Annotated in this window: 20 protein-coding genes; 10 read left to right on the top strand and 10 right to left on the bottom strand. The window is 37.2% G+C overall.

The genetic code is table 11. The features are described from left to right. Positions 1–13: 13 nt before the first annotated feature. Positions 14–1,114 carry a tRNA epoxyqueuosine(34) reductase QueG gene (gene queG, locus I8T81_RS10990; protein ID WP_198071170.1) on the bottom strand — a complete coding sequence of 367 codons (1,101 nt, stop codon included), beginning with the start codon at positions 1,112–1,114 and terminating at the stop codon, positions 14–16. A gap of 26 nt (positions 1,115–1,140) precedes the next feature. On the opposite strand from queG, the gene I8T81_RS10985 reads away from it, so the two are divergent. Next, a complete protein-coding gene (locus tag I8T81_RS10985; RefSeq protein WP_198071169.1) occupies positions 1,141–2,601 on the top strand; it encodes an NAD(P)H-hydrate dehydratase in 1,461 nt (486 codons plus the stop codon). A gap of 4 nt (positions 2,602–2,605) precedes the next feature. Here the strand turns inward: I8T81_RS10985 and ruvC are convergent, their stop codons facing one another. Beyond that, positions 2,606–3,151 (bottom strand): crossover junction endodeoxyribonuclease RuvC, encoded by a 546-nt coding sequence (ruvC, locus tag I8T81_RS10980; RefSeq protein ID WP_002121356.1) that lies wholly within the window; start codon positions 3,149–3,151, stop codon positions 2,606–2,608. Positions 3,152–3,377: 226 nt separating this feature from the next. On the opposite strand from ruvC, the gene I8T81_RS10975 reads away from it, so the two are divergent. The 3 genes from I8T81_RS10975 (at position 3,378) to I8T81_RS10965 (ending at position 5,502) form a co-directional block, all read left to right on the top strand. Continuing rightward, entirely contained in the window at positions 3,378–3,971 is a 594-nt protein-coding gene (locus tag I8T81_RS10975) for a helix-turn-helix domain-containing protein (RefSeq protein WP_198071168.1), read from the top strand. Beyond that, positions 3,968–4,513 (top strand): GNAT family N-acetyltransferase, encoded by a 546-nt coding sequence (locus I8T81_RS10970; RefSeq protein WP_198071167.1) that lies wholly within the window; start codon positions 3,968–3,970, stop codon positions 4,511–4,513. The genes I8T81_RS10975 and I8T81_RS10970 overlap by 4 nt, the downstream gene beginning before the upstream one ends. A 428-nt stretch (positions 4,514–4,941) precedes the next feature. Next, positions 4,942–5,502, top strand: a complete 561-nt coding sequence (locus I8T81_RS10965; RefSeq protein WP_019458956.1) for an FxsA family protein — start codon at positions 4,942–4,944, stop codon at positions 5,500–5,502. Positions 5,503–5,570: 68 nt separating this feature from the next. On the opposite strand, the gene I8T81_RS10960 is transcribed toward I8T81_RS10965, so the two are convergent. Continuing rightward, positions 5,571–5,762 (bottom strand): hypothetical protein, encoded by a 192-nt coding sequence (locus tag I8T81_RS10960; RefSeq protein ID WP_198071166.1) that lies wholly within the window; start codon positions 5,760–5,762, stop codon positions 5,571–5,573. Positions 5,763–6,020: 258 nt separating this feature from the next. On the opposite strand from I8T81_RS10960, the gene I8T81_RS10955 reads away from it, so the two are divergent. Next, positions 6,021–6,269 (top strand): hypothetical protein, encoded by a 249-nt coding sequence (locus I8T81_RS10955; RefSeq protein ID WP_004702072.1) that lies wholly within the window; start codon positions 6,021–6,023, stop codon positions 6,267–6,269. A gap of 123 nt (positions 6,270–6,392) precedes the next feature. Here the strand turns inward: I8T81_RS10955 and metK are convergent, their stop codons facing one another. After that, positions 6,393–7,559 carry a methionine adenosyltransferase gene (metK, locus tag I8T81_RS10950; protein ID WP_004702069.1) on the bottom strand — a complete coding sequence of 389 codons (1,167 nt, stop codon included), beginning with the start codon at positions 7,557–7,559 and terminating at the stop codon, positions 6,393–6,395. Between the two features lie 525 nt (positions 7,560–8,084). Between metK and tkt the strand changes: the two genes are divergently transcribed. Both tkt and I8T81_RS10940 read left to right on the top strand, forming a co-directional pair. Further along, positions 8,085–10,073 carry a transketolase gene (gene tkt / locus I8T81_RS10945; RefSeq protein WP_198071164.1) on the top strand — a complete coding sequence of 663 codons (1,989 nt, stop codon included), beginning with the start codon at positions 8,085–8,087 and terminating at the stop codon, positions 10,071–10,073. A 101-nt stretch (positions 10,074–10,174) separates the two neighbouring features. Further along, on the top strand, positions 10,175–10,675 hold the full coding sequence (locus I8T81_RS10940) for a hypothetical protein (RefSeq protein ID WP_198071162.1): 501 nt from the start codon (positions 10,175–10,177) through the stop codon (positions 10,673–10,675). A 16-nt stretch (positions 10,676–10,691) separates the two neighbouring features. On the opposite strand, the gene I8T81_RS10935 is transcribed toward I8T81_RS10940, so the two are convergent. Next, the gene (locus I8T81_RS10935; protein WP_198071160.1) at positions 10,692–11,102 is read right to left on the bottom strand and encodes an OsmC family protein; all 411 of its coding nucleotides are present in this window, start codon (positions 11,100–11,102) and stop codon (positions 10,692–10,694) included. A gap of 213 nt (positions 11,103–11,315) precedes the next feature. Here I8T81_RS10935 and I8T81_RS10930 point away from each other — a divergent pair, with 213 nt between their 5' ends. Next, positions 11,316–11,897, top strand: a complete 582-nt coding sequence (locus I8T81_RS10930) for a YceI family protein (RefSeq protein WP_019458961.1) — start codon at positions 11,316–11,318, stop codon at positions 11,895–11,897. A 45-nt stretch (positions 11,898–11,942) separates the two neighbouring features. On the opposite strand, the gene I8T81_RS10925 is transcribed toward I8T81_RS10930, so the two are convergent. Next, the gene (locus tag I8T81_RS10925; RefSeq protein ID WP_198071158.1) at positions 11,943–12,533 is read right to left on the bottom strand and encodes a lecithin retinol acyltransferase family protein; all 591 of its coding nucleotides are present in this window, start codon (positions 12,531–12,533) and stop codon (positions 11,943–11,945) included. Between the two features lie 189 nt (positions 12,534–12,722). Here I8T81_RS10925 and I8T81_RS10920 point away from each other — a divergent pair, with 189 nt between their 5' ends. Beyond that, positions 12,723–13,469, top strand: coding sequence for a phosphodiester glycosidase family protein (locus tag I8T81_RS10920; RefSeq protein ID WP_198071157.1), 747 nt, complete (start codon positions 12,723–12,725; stop codon positions 13,467–13,469). Positions 13,470–13,504: 35 nt separating this feature from the next. Here the strand turns inward: I8T81_RS10920 and I8T81_RS10915 are convergent, their stop codons facing one another. The 4 genes from I8T81_RS10915 to putA all read right to left on the bottom strand — a co-directional run bounded on the left by I8T81_RS10915 (position 13,505) and on the right by putA (position 19,507). After that, the gene (locus I8T81_RS10915) at positions 13,505–13,735 is read right to left on the bottom strand and encodes a hypothetical protein (protein WP_198071155.1); all 231 of its coding nucleotides are present in this window, start codon (positions 13,733–13,735) and stop codon (positions 13,505–13,507) included. A 248-nt stretch (positions 13,736–13,983) separates the two neighbouring features. Next, a complete protein-coding gene (trmA, locus tag I8T81_RS10910) occupies positions 13,984–15,069 on the bottom strand; it encodes a tRNA (uridine(54)-C5)-methyltransferase TrmA (protein WP_198071153.1) in 1,086 nt (361 codons plus the stop codon). Between the two features lie 106 nt (positions 15,070–15,175). After that, entirely contained in the window at positions 15,176–15,649 is a 474-nt protein-coding gene (locus I8T81_RS10905) for a GrpB family protein (protein WP_086496079.1), read from the bottom strand. Between the two features lie 105 nt (positions 15,650–15,754). Next, positions 15,755–19,507 carry a trifunctional transcriptional regulator/proline dehydrogenase/L-glutamate gamma-semialdehyde dehydrogenase gene (gene putA / locus I8T81_RS10900; protein WP_198071151.1) on the bottom strand — a complete coding sequence of 1,251 codons (3,753 nt, stop codon included), beginning with the start codon at positions 19,505–19,507 and terminating at the stop codon, positions 15,755–15,757. A gap of 124 nt (positions 19,508–19,631) precedes the next feature. On the opposite strand from putA, the gene I8T81_RS10895 reads away from it, so the two are divergent. Then, on the top strand, positions 19,632–20,120 hold the full coding sequence (locus I8T81_RS10895) for an Lrp/AsnC ligand binding domain-containing protein (RefSeq protein WP_004702048.1): 489 nt from the start codon (positions 19,632–19,634) through the stop codon (positions 20,118–20,120). The last annotated feature ends 19 nt before the right edge of the window (positions 20,121–20,139 follow it).

The raw sequence follows: 20,139 nt of genomic DNA, 5'->3' as shown, positions 1-20,139 counted from the left end.
AAACATCATTTTTTTAATTTGATCGCTGAAGTTGATTGAGTTGTTGTTCAATTGCCCAATCAATATGCACATTAACGATTTCGTCATGTAGATTTTTGCCTTTATGTAGCTGATCTACAATTTCTTTTGAATATGGCGCATTACCCATTCCAATAGCGATATTGCGTTTAAATGATTGATAACCTGTACGACGTATTGGACTACCTTCGGTATTGGCTAAAAAAGTAGCTTCATCCCACTGCCAAATATCGAGCAGACTAATATTATCTAAACCATGTCTAGGGTTGAAATCGGTAATTGAAGCTTTTTTTGCAAAGCTATTCCAAGGGCAGATTAACTGACAGTCATCACAACCAAAAATTCGGTTACCAATACCTGCACGCAGCTCTTCAGCAATAATTCCTTTATATTCGATAGTTAGGTAAGCAATACAGCGTCTGGCATCTAGCATATAAGGTTCGACAATCGCTTGCGTTGGGCAAATGTCGATACACGCGCTACAAGAACCACAATGTGCTGTTGCTGGTTCATCAAAAGGTAGATCTAGTGATGTAAATAGCTCTCCTAGAACGAAAAATGAACCTGACTTTTTGTGAATGAGCAAAGTATGTTTACCTGTCCAGCCCATTCCAGCACTTTCCGCCAGTGATTTTTCAAATATAGGTGCCGAATCTGCAAAAGGACGTGATTCAAAATCTCCGACTTTTTCACGAATTCGTGTTGCTAAAGTTTTTAATCTACCACGCATCACCTTGTGATAATCACGCCCACGTGCATATCGCGCGATAATGGCTGAGTTCGGTTCAAACGGGACATATCGTGGTTTTGGAGATTCCACAAGATAGTTCATGCGTACGCAAATAATACTTTTTGTGCCTGGAACTAATAAGGTTGGATCAGCTCGCTTTTCTAGATTTTCTTCTAAATAGGTCATATCTGCATGATAACCACGTTCAAGATACTCTAAAAAACGTGGCATTTGCTCTTGAGCATCTGGTTTTGCAATGACACAATCAGCAAAACCCAAGTCTAATGCTTGAGCTTTGATCCATGCTTTTAGTTCATAAGGATCAATTTGTTGCACTGCAATGCGTGATGTGTCGGAAGATGTCATAAACCAAAATGCAAGAGGATAATAATATGCAGGCGGTAGTTTACCATAGCGATGATATTCGAGCATGGGAGCAGCGCTGGTTTGCTGCGCAAAACTCATCATTAGGCTTAATGCAGCAGGCAGCTTGGTCAATCAGTCAACAGCTCATGGTACTTTTTGAAAAACATGCCACTAAGAATATTGCAGTCTGGTGCGGACAGGGTAATAACGCAGGTGATGGCTATTTTATAGCAAGTTATTTAAAACAAGCTGGATTTTATGTAGAGATATTTGCGGCTGAGTTGGGTGACTCAACTGATTTACAACATGCTGTCGATTTTGCGAAAGCAAACTATATTCAAATCCACCAAGGTTTTGAAGTAAATAGAACATTTGATTGCCATATTGATGCATTATTTGGGATTGGTTTAAACCGAGAGTTAAATGATTATTGGCAACATGCTATTCAACAATTTAATGAACTAGTAGGACTAAAAATCTCGATTGATATACCAAGTGGTTTGCAAGCAAATACAGGATGTATCTTACCTTCAGCTGTAAAGGCAGATCATACATTTACTGTTTTAGGTCTTAAGGCAGGACTGCTTACTGGTCAAGGTAAAGAGTACACGGGACAAATTCATTTAGTTAATTTAATTCCAATAAACCAAGAGCTGAAACCTTTAGCTTATTTGACACCAACACATATCAGACTTCCTAAACGTTTGGCTTTTGGGCATAAAGGAAGTTATGGGCATGTTTTGGTGATTGGTGGGCATGAGCAAATGGGTGGAGCTGTCATTATGGCTGCGGAAGCTGCGTTTCATGCAGGTGCAGGTAAAGTGACAGTGATTTGTCATCGCAACCATCATCAGGCTATTTTGTCACGAGCACCTAATATTATGCTTCGTGATATTAATGGACTTGATGAAAATGACATCAAAGATATTTTGTCTCAAGTTGATGCCGTATGTTTTGGGATGGGATTAGGCCGTGATGACTGGTCACAGCAAATTTATCAACAATGGTTTAATTTCTTAAATCAGGCTTCACACTTGGAAGTTGTATTAGATGCAGATGCTTTATGGTTTCTTGCCAAGCAGCCTGAAAAATTAGGTGTGCATGTTTATGCGACGCCTCATCCGGGAGAAGCTGCTACCTTACTGGGTTCTTCTACAGCGGAAATTGAAAATGACCGAATTGATGCAATTTATGCGTTGCAGCAAAAATATAGTGGGCAATGGGTGCTTAAAGGTGCTGGTAGCTTAATTTTAGAGAATAACTTGTACATTTGTACCCAAGGTAATGCAGGTATGGGTACTGGTGGCATGGGAGATATATTGGCAGGTATGATCGCGAGCTTAAAAGCTCAGTTCCACAAAGATATTGCATTACATGAGATAGTAACTTTGCATGCTCAGGCAGGTGATGAAATTGCAAAACAAGGCATGCGTGGTTTACAGGCTTATGAAATGAATCAGGCAATTACTCAAGTCGTGAATCAATAAAGCTTTAACGTCTACGGCTACTCGAGCGACTTCGTCCACGTGCCATACCACCTAAAGCATTTAAGACCGAAAGCTTACTCATACTTCCCGATGCATGAGCATGACAAATGGCAGCCGCAAGCGCATCGGCTGCATCGGATTGCGGTTTAATGGTCAGATTAAGTAATCGCATAACCATCATTTGTACTTGTTCTTTATCGGCAGCGCCATAACCCACTACAGATTGTTTGATTTGACGGGCAGTATATTCTGCAACTTGTAAATCTAAATTAACCAATGCAGCTATGGCAGCACCACGGGCTTGTCCTAATTTTAAGGCAGAGTCTGGGTTTTGAGCCATAAAAACTTGTTCAACCGCAGCTTCAGTAGGGCCGTGAAATTTCACAATTCGCTCGACGCCAGCAAAAATGCGCTTTAAGCGCTCTGGCATTTCTTGAGTTTCTGTTCGGATTGTACCAGCATCGACAAAACGCAGTTTACTACCATCTTTTTCAATGATTCCATAACCTGTTAAGCGTGAACCTGGGTCAATTCCAATAATCAATGCCATGTGAAGACTTATATAATTAGTTTAGAGAGTATTGTTACATAGCCAAAACGGTTCTGCATGCGTAATTTAAAGAATGCTGCTGTAAATAGTTATTTTTCGGGTCTAACTGGTCTAATTTTAATTGTTTAAAACTCTACAAATACTTATAAACCATAATGTGAAATAATTTGATGTAATTCTATTTTAATGGAATACTTATCTATAAATATGGAATTGAGTTTGCTCGATGGATGATATCAATATTAGGATTGCACATCGAATACGAGAGTTACGTTTAGCGCGTGGATATACATTAGAGATGCTTGCCACTCGATGCCAAGTCAGTCGTTCAGCTATTTCTTTAATTGAAAGAGGGGAAACAAGTCCTACAGCAGTTGTGCTTGAAAAACTAGCAAATGGACTTGAAGTACCTTTAACCCAAATTTTTATCAATGAAACAAGTAGTTCATCTCTTCAACCGCTTATTCACCGAAATGAACAAGCTGAATGGCGAGATCCGGAAACTGGCTATATTCGCCGTACCGTTTCGCCACCCAATTTAAGGCTACCATTTCAGATTGTTGAAATTGAGTTCCCGCCTCATTCTCGAGTTACTTATGAAATTAGTGAAAGCTCTAAAGTGGTACAACAGCAACTTTGGGTAGTTGAAGGGCAAATTGATATTCAATTAGGAAACAATTCTTATGCATTAGGCCAAGGCGATTGCTTGGCAATGCAACTAGATCAACCTGTCATATACAGCAACAATTCATCACAAGTCGCACGTTATATTTTAGTTGTCTCTAATCAACTCGTGTCTGCTCCTAAGGAATCTTTATGAACTATTCCCTCGATTCTAGTTTTCGTTTAATTGACTGTAATGAAGCAGAACATGCTGTGGCTATTTTAGAGATTTTGAATGATGCGATTATTAACTCAACAGCACTATATGACTATGTGCCGCGTTCGCTTGATTCAATGAAAACATGGTTTTCTGTAAAAAGAGAAAATGGTTTTCCTATTATTGGTGTGGTAGATGAATCAGGTAAATTATTAGGATTTGCTAGTTGGGGAACTTTCAGAGCTTTTCCAGCTTATAAATATACAGTTGAACATAGTATCTATATACATCATGAACATCGTGGTGCTGGTTTGAGTAAAGTATTAATGCAAGTGTTAATTCAGCGAGCTCAAGAAGCTCAGCTTCATGTATTGATTGGGTGTATTGATGCGACAAATCAAGCCAGTATAGGCCTACATGAAAAACTTGGATTCACACATGCTGGTACTTTTAAACAGGTAGGTTTTAAATTTGGACAATGGTTAGACGCTGCTTTTTATCAGTTAATTTTAAATACCCCATTTGAAGCTATTGATGGCTAAATTATAAAAGTCTTGGGGACACAATGACTCATATCAATTTTTAGATAATTGATCTGGGTCATACGGTAGATATATAGAATACTTAATTTTTCTAAACTTTTACAAAGTAATCTCTTTTCGTATAAAACTAAGTATTTAATCTAACAAAAGGGGTTAATTTAAGAAAAAATTGCAATCTTGTAGAAAAAACACTTGATAAAGTTTTTATAGCACTCATTAATAATGAAGTATGGCTATTTTATTAATTTGAAATCAGTCTTATTGATAGTATTGCAGAGTTTGGGCTTAGCGACGATTTTAGTTAAGTTACAAGAAAATATTGTCTAAGCTTTACAACCTATTTAACCCTTTTTTCAATTGAAAATGGTTCATAGGTTAGATAGTGAAATCTGCAATGAATTTTCTTTTTGAGATAGATAAAGTTTTACATGAATTTACTTCTTATTGTGGTTCTTGGCGCGATTCTTGAAATTGCCGTATGGATTGGCGTAGCACATTTCATAAGTGGATGGTATGTGTTCTTCTGGTTCATCATTGCCTTCTTTATTGGTCTAACGCTTATTCGTAAGAGTACGGCTGGTATTATGCCGCAATTACAACAAATGCAGATGACTGGACAATTAGGTAGCGATCCGACTGTGACTAAAAAACTAGCATATGCTTTTGCAGGTTTTTTATTGATGGTACCTGGGTTGGTTTCAGATGTTTTAGCGCTCCTAATTCTAATTCCGGGCGTGCAAACTGCGTTCCGTAATATCGCAATGAGAACACTTGCGAAGCGTCAGCAAGCCATGATGGAAAAAATGATGGGTGGCATGGGCGGTGCAGGTGGTGGTCAAAATCCATTTGCTGATTTAATGCGTCAAATGCAGGATATGCAGAACCCACAAGGTGGTAGCCCATACCGTGGAGATTCAAGCATTATTGATGGTGAAGCACGAGAAGTTACTCCAGACCATAAGAAAATTGAACATAAAAATAAGGATTAATTAATTCCTTATATAAAAGATAAAAGGCCTAAATCTTAACCGATTAGGCCTTTTTTATATTCTATCGATTATGAATTTGAAGAATCAATATTATCTGTTCCAGCTTGAGCTATTGCAGTTGGATTTTCTTCCAACTTCGTCTGCGGTTGATATTTGTTTGAAAGTAGGGCTGTCTGCTTGTTTTCAGATTGTTGATATTTTCGGCTTCTATTGGCTCTTTCACGAAAGCCACCTTTATTAATGAGCTGTGTGTGTGACATAGACTGGCCTAGAAAATAAACTATTTATGCATTTTAGCAAATTCAGCAAAATATCAAAATAAGAAAAATAGTACATAAAAAATAATATTTAATTTATCTCATTGTATAAATTAAATATTTTTAAAATGAACGCATTGTTCATTCAGATTGAATTCTCTTTTCATTTCACATAGGATAAATATAAAGGATGTATAAAGTAAAAATTGTAGCAAACCTATTAAAACAACAACGGTTGAAGTGAGGGAAGGAGGGTTACCTATGCTATATCAATATCATTGTGCATGTTGTGACAAAGTCGTGGCATCAACTGACAAATCATGTCCATATTGTGGTTCACACCATATTCGAAGTCCGTATGGGTTATGGATGTTCTGTGTGATGGCATGTCTGGCTGTGGTTGTTGTATTTAAAGTTGTTCATATTTATATTCAAAATCATCAAGATACACCTACGCAGTCGACTTTGTTGGACGTGCTAAATGAAGGTGATAAGACCACTAAACAGTAGTATGACTTAAGTTGTTGCTAAATACCTTTAAACAAAGTGTATTGAAAAGCTTATTGTTTAATTTTAACAGCATATAAAAATAATAAAAAAGCCCGCATTAAGCGGGCTTTTAATATATGAGGCTTATAGGCCCGCAGCATCTTTAAGTACTTCAACTTTGTCAGTTTTTTCCCATGTGAATGCAGAATCTGAACCTTCACGACCAAAATGGCCATAAGCAGCTGTTTGTTTATACATTGGCTGAATCAAGTTAAGCATACGAGTAATACCAAACGGACGTAAATCAAAATGTTCACGTACTAATTGGATAATTAACTCATCAGAAACTTTTGCAGTACCAAAAGTATTGATTGAAATAGAAGTAGGTTCTGCAACACCAATTGCATAGCTCACCTGAATTTCACATTTGTCAGCAAGACCAGCGGCAACAATATTTTTAGCCACATAACGGCCAGCATATGCAGCTGAACGGTCTACTTTAGATGGATCTTTACCAGAGAAGGCGCCACCGCCGTGACGAGCCATACCACCGTAAGTATCAACGATGATTTTACGACCTGTTAAACCACAGTCACCTACAGGACCACCAATAACGAACATACCAGTCGGGTTAATGTGGAATTTAGTGGCTGCATGGAACATTTCAGCAGGAATAATTGGCTTGATAATTTCTTCAATTACAGCTTCTTTAAGCTGAGCTTGAGTAATTTCAGGGTCATGTTGAGTAGAAAGTACTACTGCATCTAAACGTACAGGTTTGCCATTTTCATATGCGAAAGTAACCTGACTTTTTGCATCTGGACGTAACCATGGTAATGCGCCTGAACGACGAAGTTCAGCTTGGCGTTCCATTAAGCGATGTGCATAAGAAATAGGAGCTGGCATAAGCACGTCAGTTTCACGACTTGCGTAACCAAACATTAAACCTTGGTCACCGGCACCTTGATCTTCAGGTTTTTGGCGGTCTACACCTTGAGCAATCTCTGGTGATTGTTTACCAATCATATTGATCACTGCACAAGTTGAACCATCAAAGCCTAAATCTGAGTGGTGATAGCCGATACCGTTAACAGTTTGGCGAACAACAGCTTCTACATCAATATTCGCAGTAGTTGTGATTTCACCTGCAAGTACAACAGCGCCTGTTTTTACCAGTGTTTCACAAGCAACACGTGCGTATGGGTCTTCTTTTAAGATTGCATCCAAAATAGCGTCGCTAATTTGGTCGGCCATTTTATCGGGATGACCTTCGCTTACAGATTCCGAGGTAAAAACAGCGTACTCGCGCATGAAAGTCCTATCTTGGTTATTTCAAAAAGACATAATATGTTACATCGACTTGAGCTTGAGGACTAGTTCATACTGACTAAAAAGCATGAATTTATTTCATTTCTACTATGTTTTAATTGATAAGTGTATCAGCGAAATTGATATAGTAGATTGAAAATTAATTGTTTTTAAACAAGAGTTGCTTGTAGTCGTTTAAATTTTAAACATTTGATTTTGCGAAATATTAATCAATAAAATTTGCACTGTGAAGTGGAAAAGTATGGATAGCATACGCAAATTCATCTTTATATGCTCTTTATAGCCATCAAACGCCTACAATTGTTGATTAAAGAGGAACTATAAAATGCATTGTTTTATGCAACTTAAGAATCTAAATGTTTTTTGAGTAACCAAGAAACGGTTAAAAATAAAGAAATATACAGTGTTGGGGTTTACCCATAGGCGTTTTTTTAAGACAATATAGCGGCACTGAATGGTTATTCATCTTCTTCTTTTCATCAATCTATTAAAATTGGATTCTGATCTATGACGACCCCTTTAAACGAACGTCGTATTGCAAACGCAATTCGTGTATTGGCAATGGATGCTGTGCAACAGGCAAACTCAGGGCATCCAGGTGCTCCAATGGGGATGGCAGATATTGCTGATGTCGTCTGGCGCGAGTTTTTAAATCACAACCCAACTAATCCACAATGGGCAAACCGTGACCGTTTTGTTTTATCAAATGGCCATGGCTCAATGTTGCAATATGCTTTGCTTCATTTAACAGGTTATGATCTTTCAATTGAAGATTTAAAACAATTCCGTCAATTACACTCAAAAACTCCTGGTCATCCTGAATATGGTTATGCACCAGGTATTGAAACAACCACTGGTCCTTTAGGTCAAGGTATTGCAAACGCTGTTGGTTTTGCATTGGCTGAAAAAACTTTAGCTGCTCAGTTCAATAAAGATGATTTAAAAGTAGTTGATCACTTCACTTATTGTTTCTTGGGTGACGGCTGTTTAATGGAAGGTATTTCTCACGAAGTATGTTCATTGGCAGGTACTTTACAGCTTGGTAAATTGATTGCTTATTATGATGACAACGGCATTTCGATTGATGGTGAAGTAGAAGGTTGGTTCAGTGATGACACTGAAGAACGTTTTAAAGCTTACGGCTGGCAAGTTCTTCGTGTAGATGGTCATGATGCTGATGCTATTCGTCAGGCAACAGTTGAAGCTAAAGCAGAAACTCAAAAACCAACGATCATTATTTGTAAAACAATTATTGGTTTAGGTTCTCCAAACAAACAAGGTAAAGAAGACTGTCACGGCGCGCCATTAGGTAAAGATGAAATTACCTTAACCCGTGAAGCTTTAGGATGGACAGAAGAAGCATTTGTTATTCCTGCTGATGTATATGCTGCATGGGATGCTAAAGCAAAAGGTAACGAAGCAGAAGCAGCTTGGAATGAAGTATTTGCTCAATACCAAGCAAAATATCCTACAGAAGCAGCTGAGTTACTTCGTCGTATTAGCGGTGATTTACCAGCAGAATTTTCAGCTCAAGCAGATGCCTTCATTCGTGAAACAAATGCTAAAGCTGAGACTGTAGCAACTCGTAAAGCAAGCCAAAATACATTACAAGCATTTGGTCCTTTATTACCTGAATTGTTAGGTGGTTCAGCGGACTTGGCTGGTTCTAACTTAACACTTTGGAAAGGTTGCCAAGGTGTTCAAGAAAACCCAGCTGGTAACTACGTGTACTATGGTGTACGTGAGTTCGGTATGACTGCAATTGCAAATGGTGTTGCATTACATGGCGGTTTCATTCCTTACGTGGCAACATTCTTAATGTTTATGGAATATGCACGTAACGCAGTGCGTATGTCTGCATTGATGAAACAACGTGTAATTCATGTTTATACACATGACTCAATTGGTTTAGGTGAAGATGGTCCAACACACCAACCAATTGAACAAATTGCTTCTTTACGTGGTACACCAAACCTAAATACTTGGCGTCCTGCCGATACTGTTGAAACAGCAATTGCATGGAAATCTGCTTTAGAGCGTAAAGATGGCCCTACAGCACTTATTTTCTCTCGTCAAAACTTGCCATTCCAAACGCGTAATGAAGAGCAAATTCAGAATGCAGCAAAAGGTGGTTATGTTCTTGCTCAAGAAAAAGGTGACTTGAAAGCAATTATTATTGCGACTGGTTCTGAAGTTTCTTTAGCAATGGAAGCTTATGCTCAACTTGACGGTGTGCGTGTAGTTTCTATGCCATGTGCAGAAGAGTTTATGAAACAAGACGCTGCATATCGTGAAGCTGTATTACCAGCTCATATCCGTGCACGTGTTGCAGTTGAAGCAGCTCATGTTGACTACTGGTGGAAATTTGTTGGTCTTGATGGCAAAGTAATTGGTATGTCAACTTATGGTGAGTCAGCACCAGCAAAAGACTTGTTCCAATTCTTTGGTATTACAACTGAAGCTGTAGTAGCTGCAGTAAAAGAATTAACTGCTTAATTTAATTAAGTAGTATAAAAAAGCGCTCTGATTGGGGCGCTTTTTTTATGATAATTAAATCACTGCTACTTCATTGAAACTTGAAAGATTAAGATATTGTGATGAGAAAAGAATTTGAACTTCGTTTTTTTGAAGAAATCTTAAATGATATTAAATATGACTATTTGAAAAATTTAAATAAAAAAGAAATGCTTTGGCAGTGTGCACAATATAATTTTTTATTTCGCGCATTACAGGAAAGTTTCAAACATGAACATGGTAACTCAGCATTTGGTGGCGATTATGCTTATCGTGTGCAGACTTATTTTGAAGAGACTATTCAAGCTCGGGTTAAATATCATTACATGCCAAGTTGCGCGAAGTTAAAGGGCAAAATATTAGCATTTGATGTGCACTCATCAATGTTTGACTGTTTAGGTGAAAAAGAAACAGGTGGTTTTATAGATGGCTCTGATACACCACCTCCTGAATTTTGGATTCATTTCGATGGGGAAAATTTATATTCATTTATTCCAAATGAGCTCACAAATATTGTCGACCTAGCAATAGATATTTCAATGAGTGGCTCATTGGAATGGCACACGGATGTGATTGAAATTTAGTGTAAGCAAGGACCACTTACTCAATACTTAATTCACTCTGAATCGAAATATTCGAAGTCAATAACTTATGAATGGGGCAGCTTTCAGCAACTTTTAGTAGTCGTTTATGTTGGTCTTCGGTGAAATCACCCTTTAGTGTGATTTTACGCTCAATGTTATTTGTGCCTGCTTCCGGATCACCATTTGGATTTAAGGCTAAATCGACTTGTACATGCTCAAGCTTAATCCCTTTGTGACTTGCATACATTTCTAAAGTAATGGTGGTACAGGCACCTAAAGCCGATAGTAAAAGCTGAACTGGATTTGGAGCTGTGTCTTGTCCACCTTTATCAGTTGGTTCATCTCCAAACCATTGATGACCAGATGGATCAGTAAGTGTTACTCGGTAAGGAATAGAAGTGCTTTGTGCTTGGACTGTGTTAACCATGTTTTACCTTGTTATTTATCAATAAAATCGAAGTAAAAACCAATAAATCTGAAGGTTTCGGATAGAAAAATATCTATACTTTATAATATGGGTTTTGAATAACAACTGTAACGCTTTTATTGTTGCATGGATGAAACATATCGTTTTATAAAGAATAGTGAATTAAATTACTTGATGTATACACTAACGACTATATCAATAAAGGATACGAAAATGCATCTTAAAACATTAAGCTTCGGTTTAGCAGTAGCATTGGCAAGTACAGTTACTTTGGCTGCTCCAGTGGACTATAAAATTGATCCAACGCACACAGCTACTGTTTTTTCATGGAATCACTTTGGTTTTTCAACACCAAGTGCTAACTTCTCAGATATTCAAGGTGTAATCAAAGTTGATAATGCTAAACCGGCAAATTCTTCTGTAGATGTTACAATCCCTTTAAGCAGCGTAAATACAAACGTACCTGCTTTAGATAAAGAATTCCAACAAGAAGCTTGGTTTAATGCAGCTAAATATCCAAATATTACTTTCAAAAGTACGAAAGTAGAAACTAAAGACAAAAAGCATTTCAAAATTACTGGTGATTTAACTGTTAAAGGTGTAACTAAGCCAGTTGTGCTTGATGCTGTTTTAAATAAACAGGGCGAACACCCGATGGCAAAAGTTCCAGCGATTGGTTTCAACGCGACAACTTCATTCAATCGTTCTGAATTTGGTCTAGGCAGCTATGTACCGAATGTAGGTGATAAGATCACTGTAAACATTACGACTGAAGCAACTGCAGCTAAAAAATAAGTTGTGAGTTTTCTAAAAAGTCCTCAATTGTGAGGACTTTTTTAATTAGATGGGTTCTTTTTTATCTGATTCTATAAAAACTAAAGGTTGAGCAGGATCAATCTTTCTTTTCTCTGCTTTTTCTTTTAAAAATTGATATGTCGGGACTTTCATTTTTGCCTGATCACGTAATTTCTTTTTAATATAGAGAACAAGAGCAAAGCAGGTCGTTGCTAACGTCAGCATCATGCCATTCATATAACTCATAATTGAACTTACATAGCCTATTGTAGTTAGACGATGCATCATACGTTCAACTTGAGTACTACTCTCTATACCTGTAATTGCCCAGCTACATAAATGTTCGCAATTATTAATAATCAAATGATAATGATTTTCGTGCATGCGTGAGCGCATACGTCGTACAACAACCTTGCCTTTGTAGCGTGGAGCATCATAAGAACGTACATGAATTTTTTTGCCGTGAGAAAAGGCATCTATTGAAGTGATTTCAATGGGACGCTTTTTTATAAAATGTGCTAGGCCTGAATAATGAATAACTCGACCTCTCCCAGCATAAATACCATGATGGCTATAACCGAGATGTTTTACAATAAGATGAGCCCCTAAAGGGTAGCGTTTATTTGTTTGTTGCATATTCACGCTGATCCGATAAAGTTTTAATCACTTTTATTAAAAGCTTTGACCATTATAGCGAATATGATTGTGTCCTAGTGTATTGATTAGGTGGAATAAGCGACTTTCGGGTATACATCTTATGAAACCTTTTTTAATTTAATAAAGTGTATTTTATAAACATAAAATGACTTATGAGATTCATCGTTAATGAAAATAGTAATACTGTGTATTATGAACTTTTTTGTCTTTGTGCAGTCTGCTTTAGCATTAGAGCATCGACAAATTGAAAATGATACGGATGATCAATTTGAAGTTATTGAACTTTCTAATTTAAATCAATTACGTCTATTTCTGAAGAAGCCACAAACGAATGAATATTATAAAAGTTTCGATAATATTCAGTACCAGCTCAAGTCATGTGAACAACTTACTTTTGCAATGAACGGAGGGATGTTCCATTCAGGCTTTTCACCTGTAGGCCTATATATTGAGCAAGGGCAAGAGATCCAACCTTTAAATCAAGATAAAGGGTGGGGGAACTTCTTCTTGCAGCCTAACGGAGTTTTTGCATGGAATAAAAGACAAGCTGTTATATGGATAACTGAACAATATAAAGCAAAGGCTTTTCAACCAGATTATGCGACACAATCTGGTCCTATGTTGGTGATTAATGGAAAACTAAATCCCTTGTTTCTAGCAAATAGCGATTCAAAGAAAATACGAAATGGGGTGGGTATAAAAAATAATAAGCTTTATTTTGTAATTTCTAAAAATAGAGTGAATTTTTATAATTTCGCTGAATTTTTCCAAAAGAATTTAAAAGTAGAACAAGCTCTATATCTTGATGGTTCTATATCTAGTCTTTATTTGAAAAAAAATAACCGTAATGATAGAAAGTTTTATATGGGTCCAATTATTGGTGTGGTTAGTCGCAAAGATTGTACAGTCAAATAAAATGCAAAAAAGCCAGTACAAGACTGGCTTTATTATTAATGAATAGATGGTTTTTGAATGAGTTCATTTAACTCTTTTCGGCTATACCCACGGGAAATAAGAACTTTTTTTATTCCCATAATGACATCTTCATCTGTTGCTTGTACAAGCGCACTTAGAAGTTGTTCATTAGTTTTACATGAGCAGTCATTTTCAACACAAGCAGTTTGATTCTTATGCTCGTTATGCTGTTGATCTGCTAAGAACAGCTTTTGCCAAAAACTCATAGAGCCTTCATATACAACCTAACATAGCTCGAAATATAGCCAATTTAAATTAAAATACAAGACTCTATATGTGATAAATCCACCAGTTGAACTCAAGAATTTTCGATAGTAATGGTTGAGTTAAACGAAATTATGACGAATAGATGACTTGATATTTTTTAAAAATTTAAGTGCTTATATGAAATGCATTGAAAAATAAGGAGATATTTAATCTCCTTATAAAATTTGATTACATTGAAAGATTTTGTTTAAATCTTCTCAAGTAATACCCCTGACTCGACATGATGTGTATAAGGAAACTGATCGAACAAAGCAAACTTAGTCACTTGATGAGTTTTTGTCAGCGTTTTTAAGTTTTCATATAAAGTGTCGGGATTACATGAAATGTAGATGATACGCTCAAAACCTTGTAAAAGTTTTAAAGTTTCATCATCAATTCCGGCACGTGGAGGGTCTACAAATACGGTATTAAAGTCGTAGCTCTGAATATCAATATTTGCTTCTTGTAAACGGCGGAACTCACGCTCACCTTGATATGCTTGAGTAAACTCTTCAGCTGATAGACGAGCTACCTGAATATTATCGATCTGGTTTTGTTCAATATTCCATTGAGCGGCATAGACTGATGATTTAGCAAGTTCTGTAGCAAGTACGCGTTCGAATTTTAGTGATAACGGAAGGGTAAAGTTACCATTACCACAATAAAGTTCTAATAAATGTTTTTTTGAACCTTCCGCTGCATCACATGCCCATTGCAGCATTTTTTTGCAAACTTGAGCATTAGGTTGGGTAAAGCTGCTTTCAATTTGCTTATATTTGAATGTACGATTTAAAAGCTCAAATTCTTCTACAACAAAGTCGTCGCCAATCACAATTTTTTGGCCACGGCTACGGCCCATAATTTTAATATTTAATTTTTCAGCAAGTGTTTTGGCTGCTTGTTCCCATTCCTGATCTAATTTACGGTGATAAATTAGAGTAACTAGCATTTGCCCACTTAGTGTTGCGAGGAAATCCACTTCAAATATACGGTTAGAAAGCTTATGTTCTGCTTTAAGTTCTTCCAAAAGTTTCGGCATTAAATCATTAATGCTTTTGTCTGCAATAGGAAACTCGTCTATGCGAACAACTGTTTTTTGCTTGTCTTCATCGTTACGTTCAAACATGGCATAAAACATATCATTTTCTGTATGCCAGATCCGAAACTCAGCACGCATACGGAAATGTTGTTCAGGTGATTCAAACACTTCTAATGTAGGCGGTGTAAATTCAGAAAATTGAGTAGTAATGCGATCAATTTTAGCTTGAAGTTGTTGACGATAAGAAGAGGTCATAGACAAAGAAAATTTAAACAGAATCAAATAGTGAATGGTACCAAAAAAAACGCGCTTGCAGGAGCCAATTTTACTCAGATATTCATAAACAAATAGGGTACTTAAATTAGAGATGATTTAAGATATTTTGAATAAAATCTGATTTTACTTTTCTATATTGATCATGGTCTAAATGACTACACTCTAATTTTAGTTGATTATATTCGTTCACGAGCTTTGGTGAGTCTATAAGCTTATTTCTAAATGTTAAGAAAAACGTAAATACTGAATCGGCTACTACAACTTGAAATGCAACATCATCGTTGTTCAGTGATTCGAGCATGCAAAGCTCGTGTGTTCTAAGCGTATTTTGTTTCTCTATAAAATTAAGTGTTTTCAACTGATTTATTGCGAATTCAAATTGCTCAGGCATAACTTCGATATAAATATCTAGATCACCTTTGGAAATTGCATGAGGTATTGCAGAAGAACCTATATGCTCAACTTTGGCAAATGGGAGAAGTGTGGAAATATCTTTTTTATACGAATTAAAAAGTTGAATACATTTTTGTTGATATTGCTCTGATTCTAAAAAGATCACTACGAAACTCTCTAATCTATAAAATTTATATATTTAAAAATAGATTACTTCATTAAATAAAAAAGCCCAAATACTGAGATTTGGGCTTTTTAAATAAATTATGCGTTAGTCAGACATAGTCATTAAGCTTGCATTACCACCAGCAGCGGCTGTATTCACACTAATTGCACGTTCAATTACTAAACGTTCAAGTGGAATCGATTCATTGGATTCAACATGTGTAATGCCAACAATTGCGCCTGAGCGGCTAGCAATTTCTTGCTGTAATGAAAGAACCTCTTCACGATTGCCATGATGTAAAACAGCATCAAAATTATCTGACGTAATGTTTTTAACTGTAGTAATTGCATCAAGTACATCTTTTGGCAACGTTTGTTTATGTTTTACCAGCAATGGACTATTTGGCATTACAGTAGCTTGGCTACCCACTGCAAAAATTGCGAGCAATTGATGTAATTGATTTTCTTCAGTGTCAGCAATTGAAAGCACACGGTGACGCGGCAAAATAATATATTGGTTACTTTCCCCAGTAGGGCCTTGTAACTCATAAAACTTGCCTACACCAAATGGTTCAATATCACGATTTGCTTGAGGTAAATGCTGTTTCGCCCAGTTTTGTAAGCTCTGATAAACCGCTCGGTTAAAACCTTCATATACAGTTTGTTCATTTTTCATAGCAAATGGTGTTGCTAATACTTTATTTGAACAATTTTGCATTAAGCGATACATATAAAGCGGGCCACCAGCTTTCGGACCTGTACCAGATAAACCTTCACCACCAAATGGTTGAACACCAACAACAGCACCAACAATATTACGGTTGATATAAAGGTTACCAACTTCAGCATGTTGAATAACGGTTTGGATGGTTTCATCAATACGAGTATGCAGACCCATTGTTAAACCATAACCTTTGGCATTAATACGTGAGATAAGTTGTTCAAGCTCGCCGTACTTATAGGTAATGATGTGTAAAACAGGACCAAAAACTTCGCGTTGTAAGTCATCGAGGTTAGGTAGCTCAATTGCTGTCGGTACAACAAAAGTTCCTTTGCTCAATTCATTTTGGTTAGTTGCACCAAACATCAGTTGATGTACTGGATAGCCCTTAGACTTCATTTTTTGGATATGTTGATCAATTGTCTGTTTTGCTTCTTCATCAATAACAGGACCAATATCCGTTTTTAAAATAGCAGGGTTACCAACAATTAACTGTTGCATTGCACCTTTAAGCATTTTGATAACGGTTGCAGCACTATCTTCTTGTACACATAAAATACGCAAAGCAGAGCAACGTTGACCTGCGCTATCAAATGCAGAACTTACAACATCAAGTACAACTTGTTCCGTTAATGCAGATGAGTCCACAATCATTGCATTCTGACCACCAGTCTCTGCAATGAGAGGAATAGATTGACCATTAGCAGCCAAGCGTTTTGCTACTGTTTTCTGCAAAATTTTTGCAACTTCGGTCGAGCCAGTAAACATGATGCCATCAATGCGTCGATCTTGGCTAAGCTGAGCACCAACTGTTTCACCACGACCAGGAAGTAGCTGTACAGCACCATGTGGAATACCAACTTCCCATAAAATTTGCACTGCTTGAGCAGCAATTAATGGTGTTTGTTCAGCAGGTTTTGCAATAACGCAGTTACCACTGACTAATGCCGCAGCAATTTGACCAGAGAAAATTGCAAGAGGAAAGTTCCATGGACTAATACAAAGTACAGTACCAAGCGGCTGAATCGTTGTATTTGCAGGAAGACTCTCAACTTGAGTTGCGTAGTATCGTAAGAAGTCTACAGCTTCACGAACTTCTGCAATGGCATTGGCATAAGTTTTACCACTTTCACGGCAAAGTAATACCATTAACTCTTGAATACGGCTTTCCATAAGGTCAGCTGCACTTTTTAAATATTGTGCGCGTTGATCTTTGGGTGTATTTGCCCATTCAATTTGTATTTGTTCAGCTGCATTCAATGCAATTTCTACATCATTAAGATCAGCTTCTTGTACATATCCAACAATTTCATCATTTTGTGCTGGGTTTGTAATTGCAACGGAATGGCCTTGTTCTGATGAAGCGTTATTTCCTAGTAATGGATGGCTTTGCCAAATACGATTACGGAGCTGTTGAGCTGTGTTATCTAAAGCTGCAAGTGGAGTATCATTTGCTAAATCATAGCCTTTAGAATTTTTACGAAGTGACCCATACATATCTAAAGGAAGAGGAATTGATGGATGTTTTAAACCAACTGAACCCTCAAGTTTAGCGGTATTGCGTATATCGTAAATTGGAGATTGAATGAGATCTTCAACTTTAAGTGTTTTATCGGCAATACGGTTAACAAATGAAGTGTTTGCACCATTTTCGAGTAAACGACGAACTAAATAAGCTAACAAAGTTTCATGGTTACCAACCGGAGCATAAATACGGCATGGTACGCCTAATTTATTTTGCTCACGAGGACCCACAACTTGTTCATAAAGTGGTTCACCCATACCGTGTAAGCATTGGAACTCATATTGACCAGCATAATATTTGCTTGGATCAGCTAAATGATAAATCGTTGCCAATGTTTGAGCATTATGAGTTGCAAATTGTGGATAGATGAACTCAGGGGCTGCAAGTAATTTTTTAGCACAAGCAATATAAGATAAATCTGTATGTACTTTACGAGTGAAGACAGGGTAGTCATCCATACCTTCGATTTGAGCTTTCTTGATTTCGCTGTCCCAATATGCACCTTTTACAAGACGAATCATGAGACGTTTTTGACTGCGTTTAGCAAGGTCGATAATATAATCAACTACAAAGAAGCAGCGTTTTTGGTAAGCTTGAATAACGAATCCAATACCTTTCCAGTTGGCTAGTTCTGGCTCGAAGCAAAGACGTTCGAGTAATTCAAGCGAAATTTCTAAACGCTCTGATTCTTCAGCATCGATATTTAAACCAATGTTGTAGTGTTTGGCTAAACGAGCGAGTTCAAATACTTTGCCGTAAAGTTCTTGATGAACACGTTCAATTTGCGCACGTTGATAACGAGGGTGTAAGGCAGAAAGCTTAATTGAAATACCCGGGCCATCATAAACACCTTTACCATTAGACGCTTTACCAATTGCATGGATAGCTTGCGTATAATCGTTAAAGTAGCGTTCAGCGTCATGGTCAGTTAAAGCTGCTTCACCTAGCATGTCGTACGAATAACGGAAGCCTTTATCTTCAAGCACTTTTGCGTGGTCTACAGCTTCTTCAATAGTTTCCCCAGTTACAAACTGTTCACCCATCATACGCATTGCAACATCAACTGCTTTACGAATAATGCCACGTCCACTACGGGCTAAAAGGCCAGTAAGTACACTTGAAAGACTGGTTTGCTTTGGGGTTTCCATAAGCTTACCAGTTAACATAAGGCCCCATGCAGCAGCATTTACAAACATTAAGCTACTTTGACCAACGTGTTCTTTCCAGTTACCTTGATTGATTTTATCTCGGATAAGCAAATCACGTGTTGCAGAGTCTGGAATACGAAGCAAAGCTTCAGCGAGGCACATAAGCGCCACGCCTTCTTGAGAAGAAAGAGAGAATTCTTGTAATAACCCTTGAACAATACCAGCTTTACCCGAAGAGGTTTTACGTTCACGTAAGTTATGGGCAAGATTAAATGCAAGTTCATAAATTTTATGATCTAAATCATCAGATACCGCAGCAGCTTGTAATAGCTCTTCTACAGCTTCCGGTTCAGCACGACGCCAAGCTGTATTAATGCGTTGTTCAAACTCACTTTTATCATTGAATTCGGTGATATAGCCTTGGTGAGATTTATCCATTTGATGAAAAGTATCCATTGTGTTCATATCTATTTCCGACAACCGACTCTCATAAACTCATCTTGAGTAGAGAGGTTTAGATAATTTATGATTACAGAAGAAACACCGAATAACTCACTATATTTAGCCTATTTTTTAGAGGAAAATTCAGATGAATGGCCCATTATTAAGCCTTGATCGCACTGATTTAAAAATTTTGGATATTCTTCAAACAGATGGGCGAATTTCTAATAGTAAATTAGCCGAAATGGTGAACTTATCTCCAACCGCTGTTATGGCTCGGGTGCAGAAGTTAACAAAAGATGAATTCATCTTGGGCTATGAAGCAAAATTGAATCCAATCAAACTGAATGCAAATTTTTTAGTGTTTGTTGAGGTCTTGCTTGATAAAACAACACCTAACGTTTTAGACGAGTTTATTGATGCTGTCGTGCATTATCCAGAAATCGTTGAATGCCATATGGTGAGTGGCGGATTTGATTTCTTAATTAAGTTAAGAAGTGGCAGCATGGAGGAGTTTAGACGTATTGCTGGGCAGGTACTATGGCAATTACCAGGGGTAAAAGAAACCCGTAGTTACCCTGTAATGCAAGTAGTCAAAGATACTTCAAAAATTAAAATCAAAACTAAAAGCAAATAAAAAGGGGCCTAAGCCCCTT

Source organism: Acinetobacter seifertii (assembly GCF_016064815.1).
GTDB lineage: Bacteria > Pseudomonadota > Gammaproteobacteria > Pseudomonadales > Moraxellaceae > Acinetobacter > Acinetobacter seifertii.
This window is presented reverse-complemented; position numbering and strand designations above follow the sequence as displayed.

Bases quoted from the DNA above. Each gene is read 5' to 3' on its own strand.
- queG (WP_198071170.1), bottom strand. From the start codon at position 1,114: ATGACATCTTCCGACACATCACGCATTGCAGTGCAACAAATTGATCCT.
- I8T81_RS10985 (WP_198071169.1), top strand. From the start codon at position 1,141: ATGCAGGCGGTAGTTTACCATAGCGATGATATTCGAGCATGGGAGCAG.
- ruvC (WP_002121356.1), bottom strand. From the start codon at position 3,151: ATGGCATTGATTATTGGAATTGACCCAGGTTCACGCTTAACAGGTTAT.
- I8T81_RS10975 (WP_198071168.1), top strand. From the start codon at position 3,378: ATGGATGATATCAATATTAGGATTGCACATCGAATACGAGAGTTACGT.
- I8T81_RS10970 (WP_198071167.1), top strand. From the start codon at position 3,968: ATGAACTATTCCCTCGATTCTAGTTTTCGTTTAATTGACTGTAATGAA.
- I8T81_RS10965 (WP_019458956.1), top strand. From the start codon at position 4,942: ATGAATTTACTTCTTATTGTGGTTCTTGGCGCGATTCTTGAAATTGCC.
- I8T81_RS10960 (WP_198071166.1), bottom strand. From the start codon at position 5,762: ATGTCACACACACAGCTCATTAATAAAGGTGGCTTTCGTGAAAGAGCC.
- I8T81_RS10955 (WP_004702072.1), top strand. From the start codon at position 6,021: ATGCTATATCAATATCATTGTGCATGTTGTGACAAAGTCGTGGCATCA.
- metK (WP_004702069.1), bottom strand. From the start codon at position 7,559: ATGCGCGAGTACGCTGTTTTTACCTCGGAATCTGTAAGCGAAGGTCAT.
- tkt (WP_198071164.1), top strand. From the start codon at position 8,085: ATGACGACCCCTTTAAACGAACGTCGTATTGCAAACGCAATTCGTGTA.
- I8T81_RS10940 (WP_198071162.1), top strand. From the start codon at position 10,175: ATGAGAAAAGAATTTGAACTTCGTTTTTTTGAAGAAATCTTAAATGAT.
- I8T81_RS10935 (WP_198071160.1), bottom strand. From the start codon at position 11,102: ATGGTTAACACAGTCCAAGCACAAAGCACTTCTATTCCTTACCGAGTA.
- I8T81_RS10930 (WP_019458961.1), top strand. From the start codon at position 11,316: ATGCATCTTAAAACATTAAGCTTCGGTTTAGCAGTAGCATTGGCAAGT.
- I8T81_RS10925 (WP_198071158.1), bottom strand. From the start codon at position 12,533: ATGCAACAAACAAATAAACGCTACCCTTTAGGGGCTCATCTTATTGTA.
- I8T81_RS10920 (WP_198071157.1), top strand. From the start codon at position 12,723: ATGAAAATAGTAATACTGTGTATTATGAACTTTTTTGTCTTTGTGCAG.
- I8T81_RS10915 (WP_198071155.1), bottom strand. From the start codon at position 13,735: ATGAGTTTTTGGCAAAAGCTGTTCTTAGCAGATCAACAGCATAACGAG.
- trmA (WP_198071153.1), bottom strand. From the start codon at position 15,069: ATGACCTCTTCTTATCGTCAACAACTTCAAGCTAAAATTGATCGCATT.
- putA (WP_198071151.1), bottom strand. From the start codon at position 19,507: ATGAACACAATGGATACTTTTCATCAAATGGATAAATCTCACCAAGGC.
- I8T81_RS10895 (WP_004702048.1), top strand. From the start codon at position 19,632: ATGAATGGCCCATTATTAAGCCTTGATCGCACTGATTTAAAAATTTTG.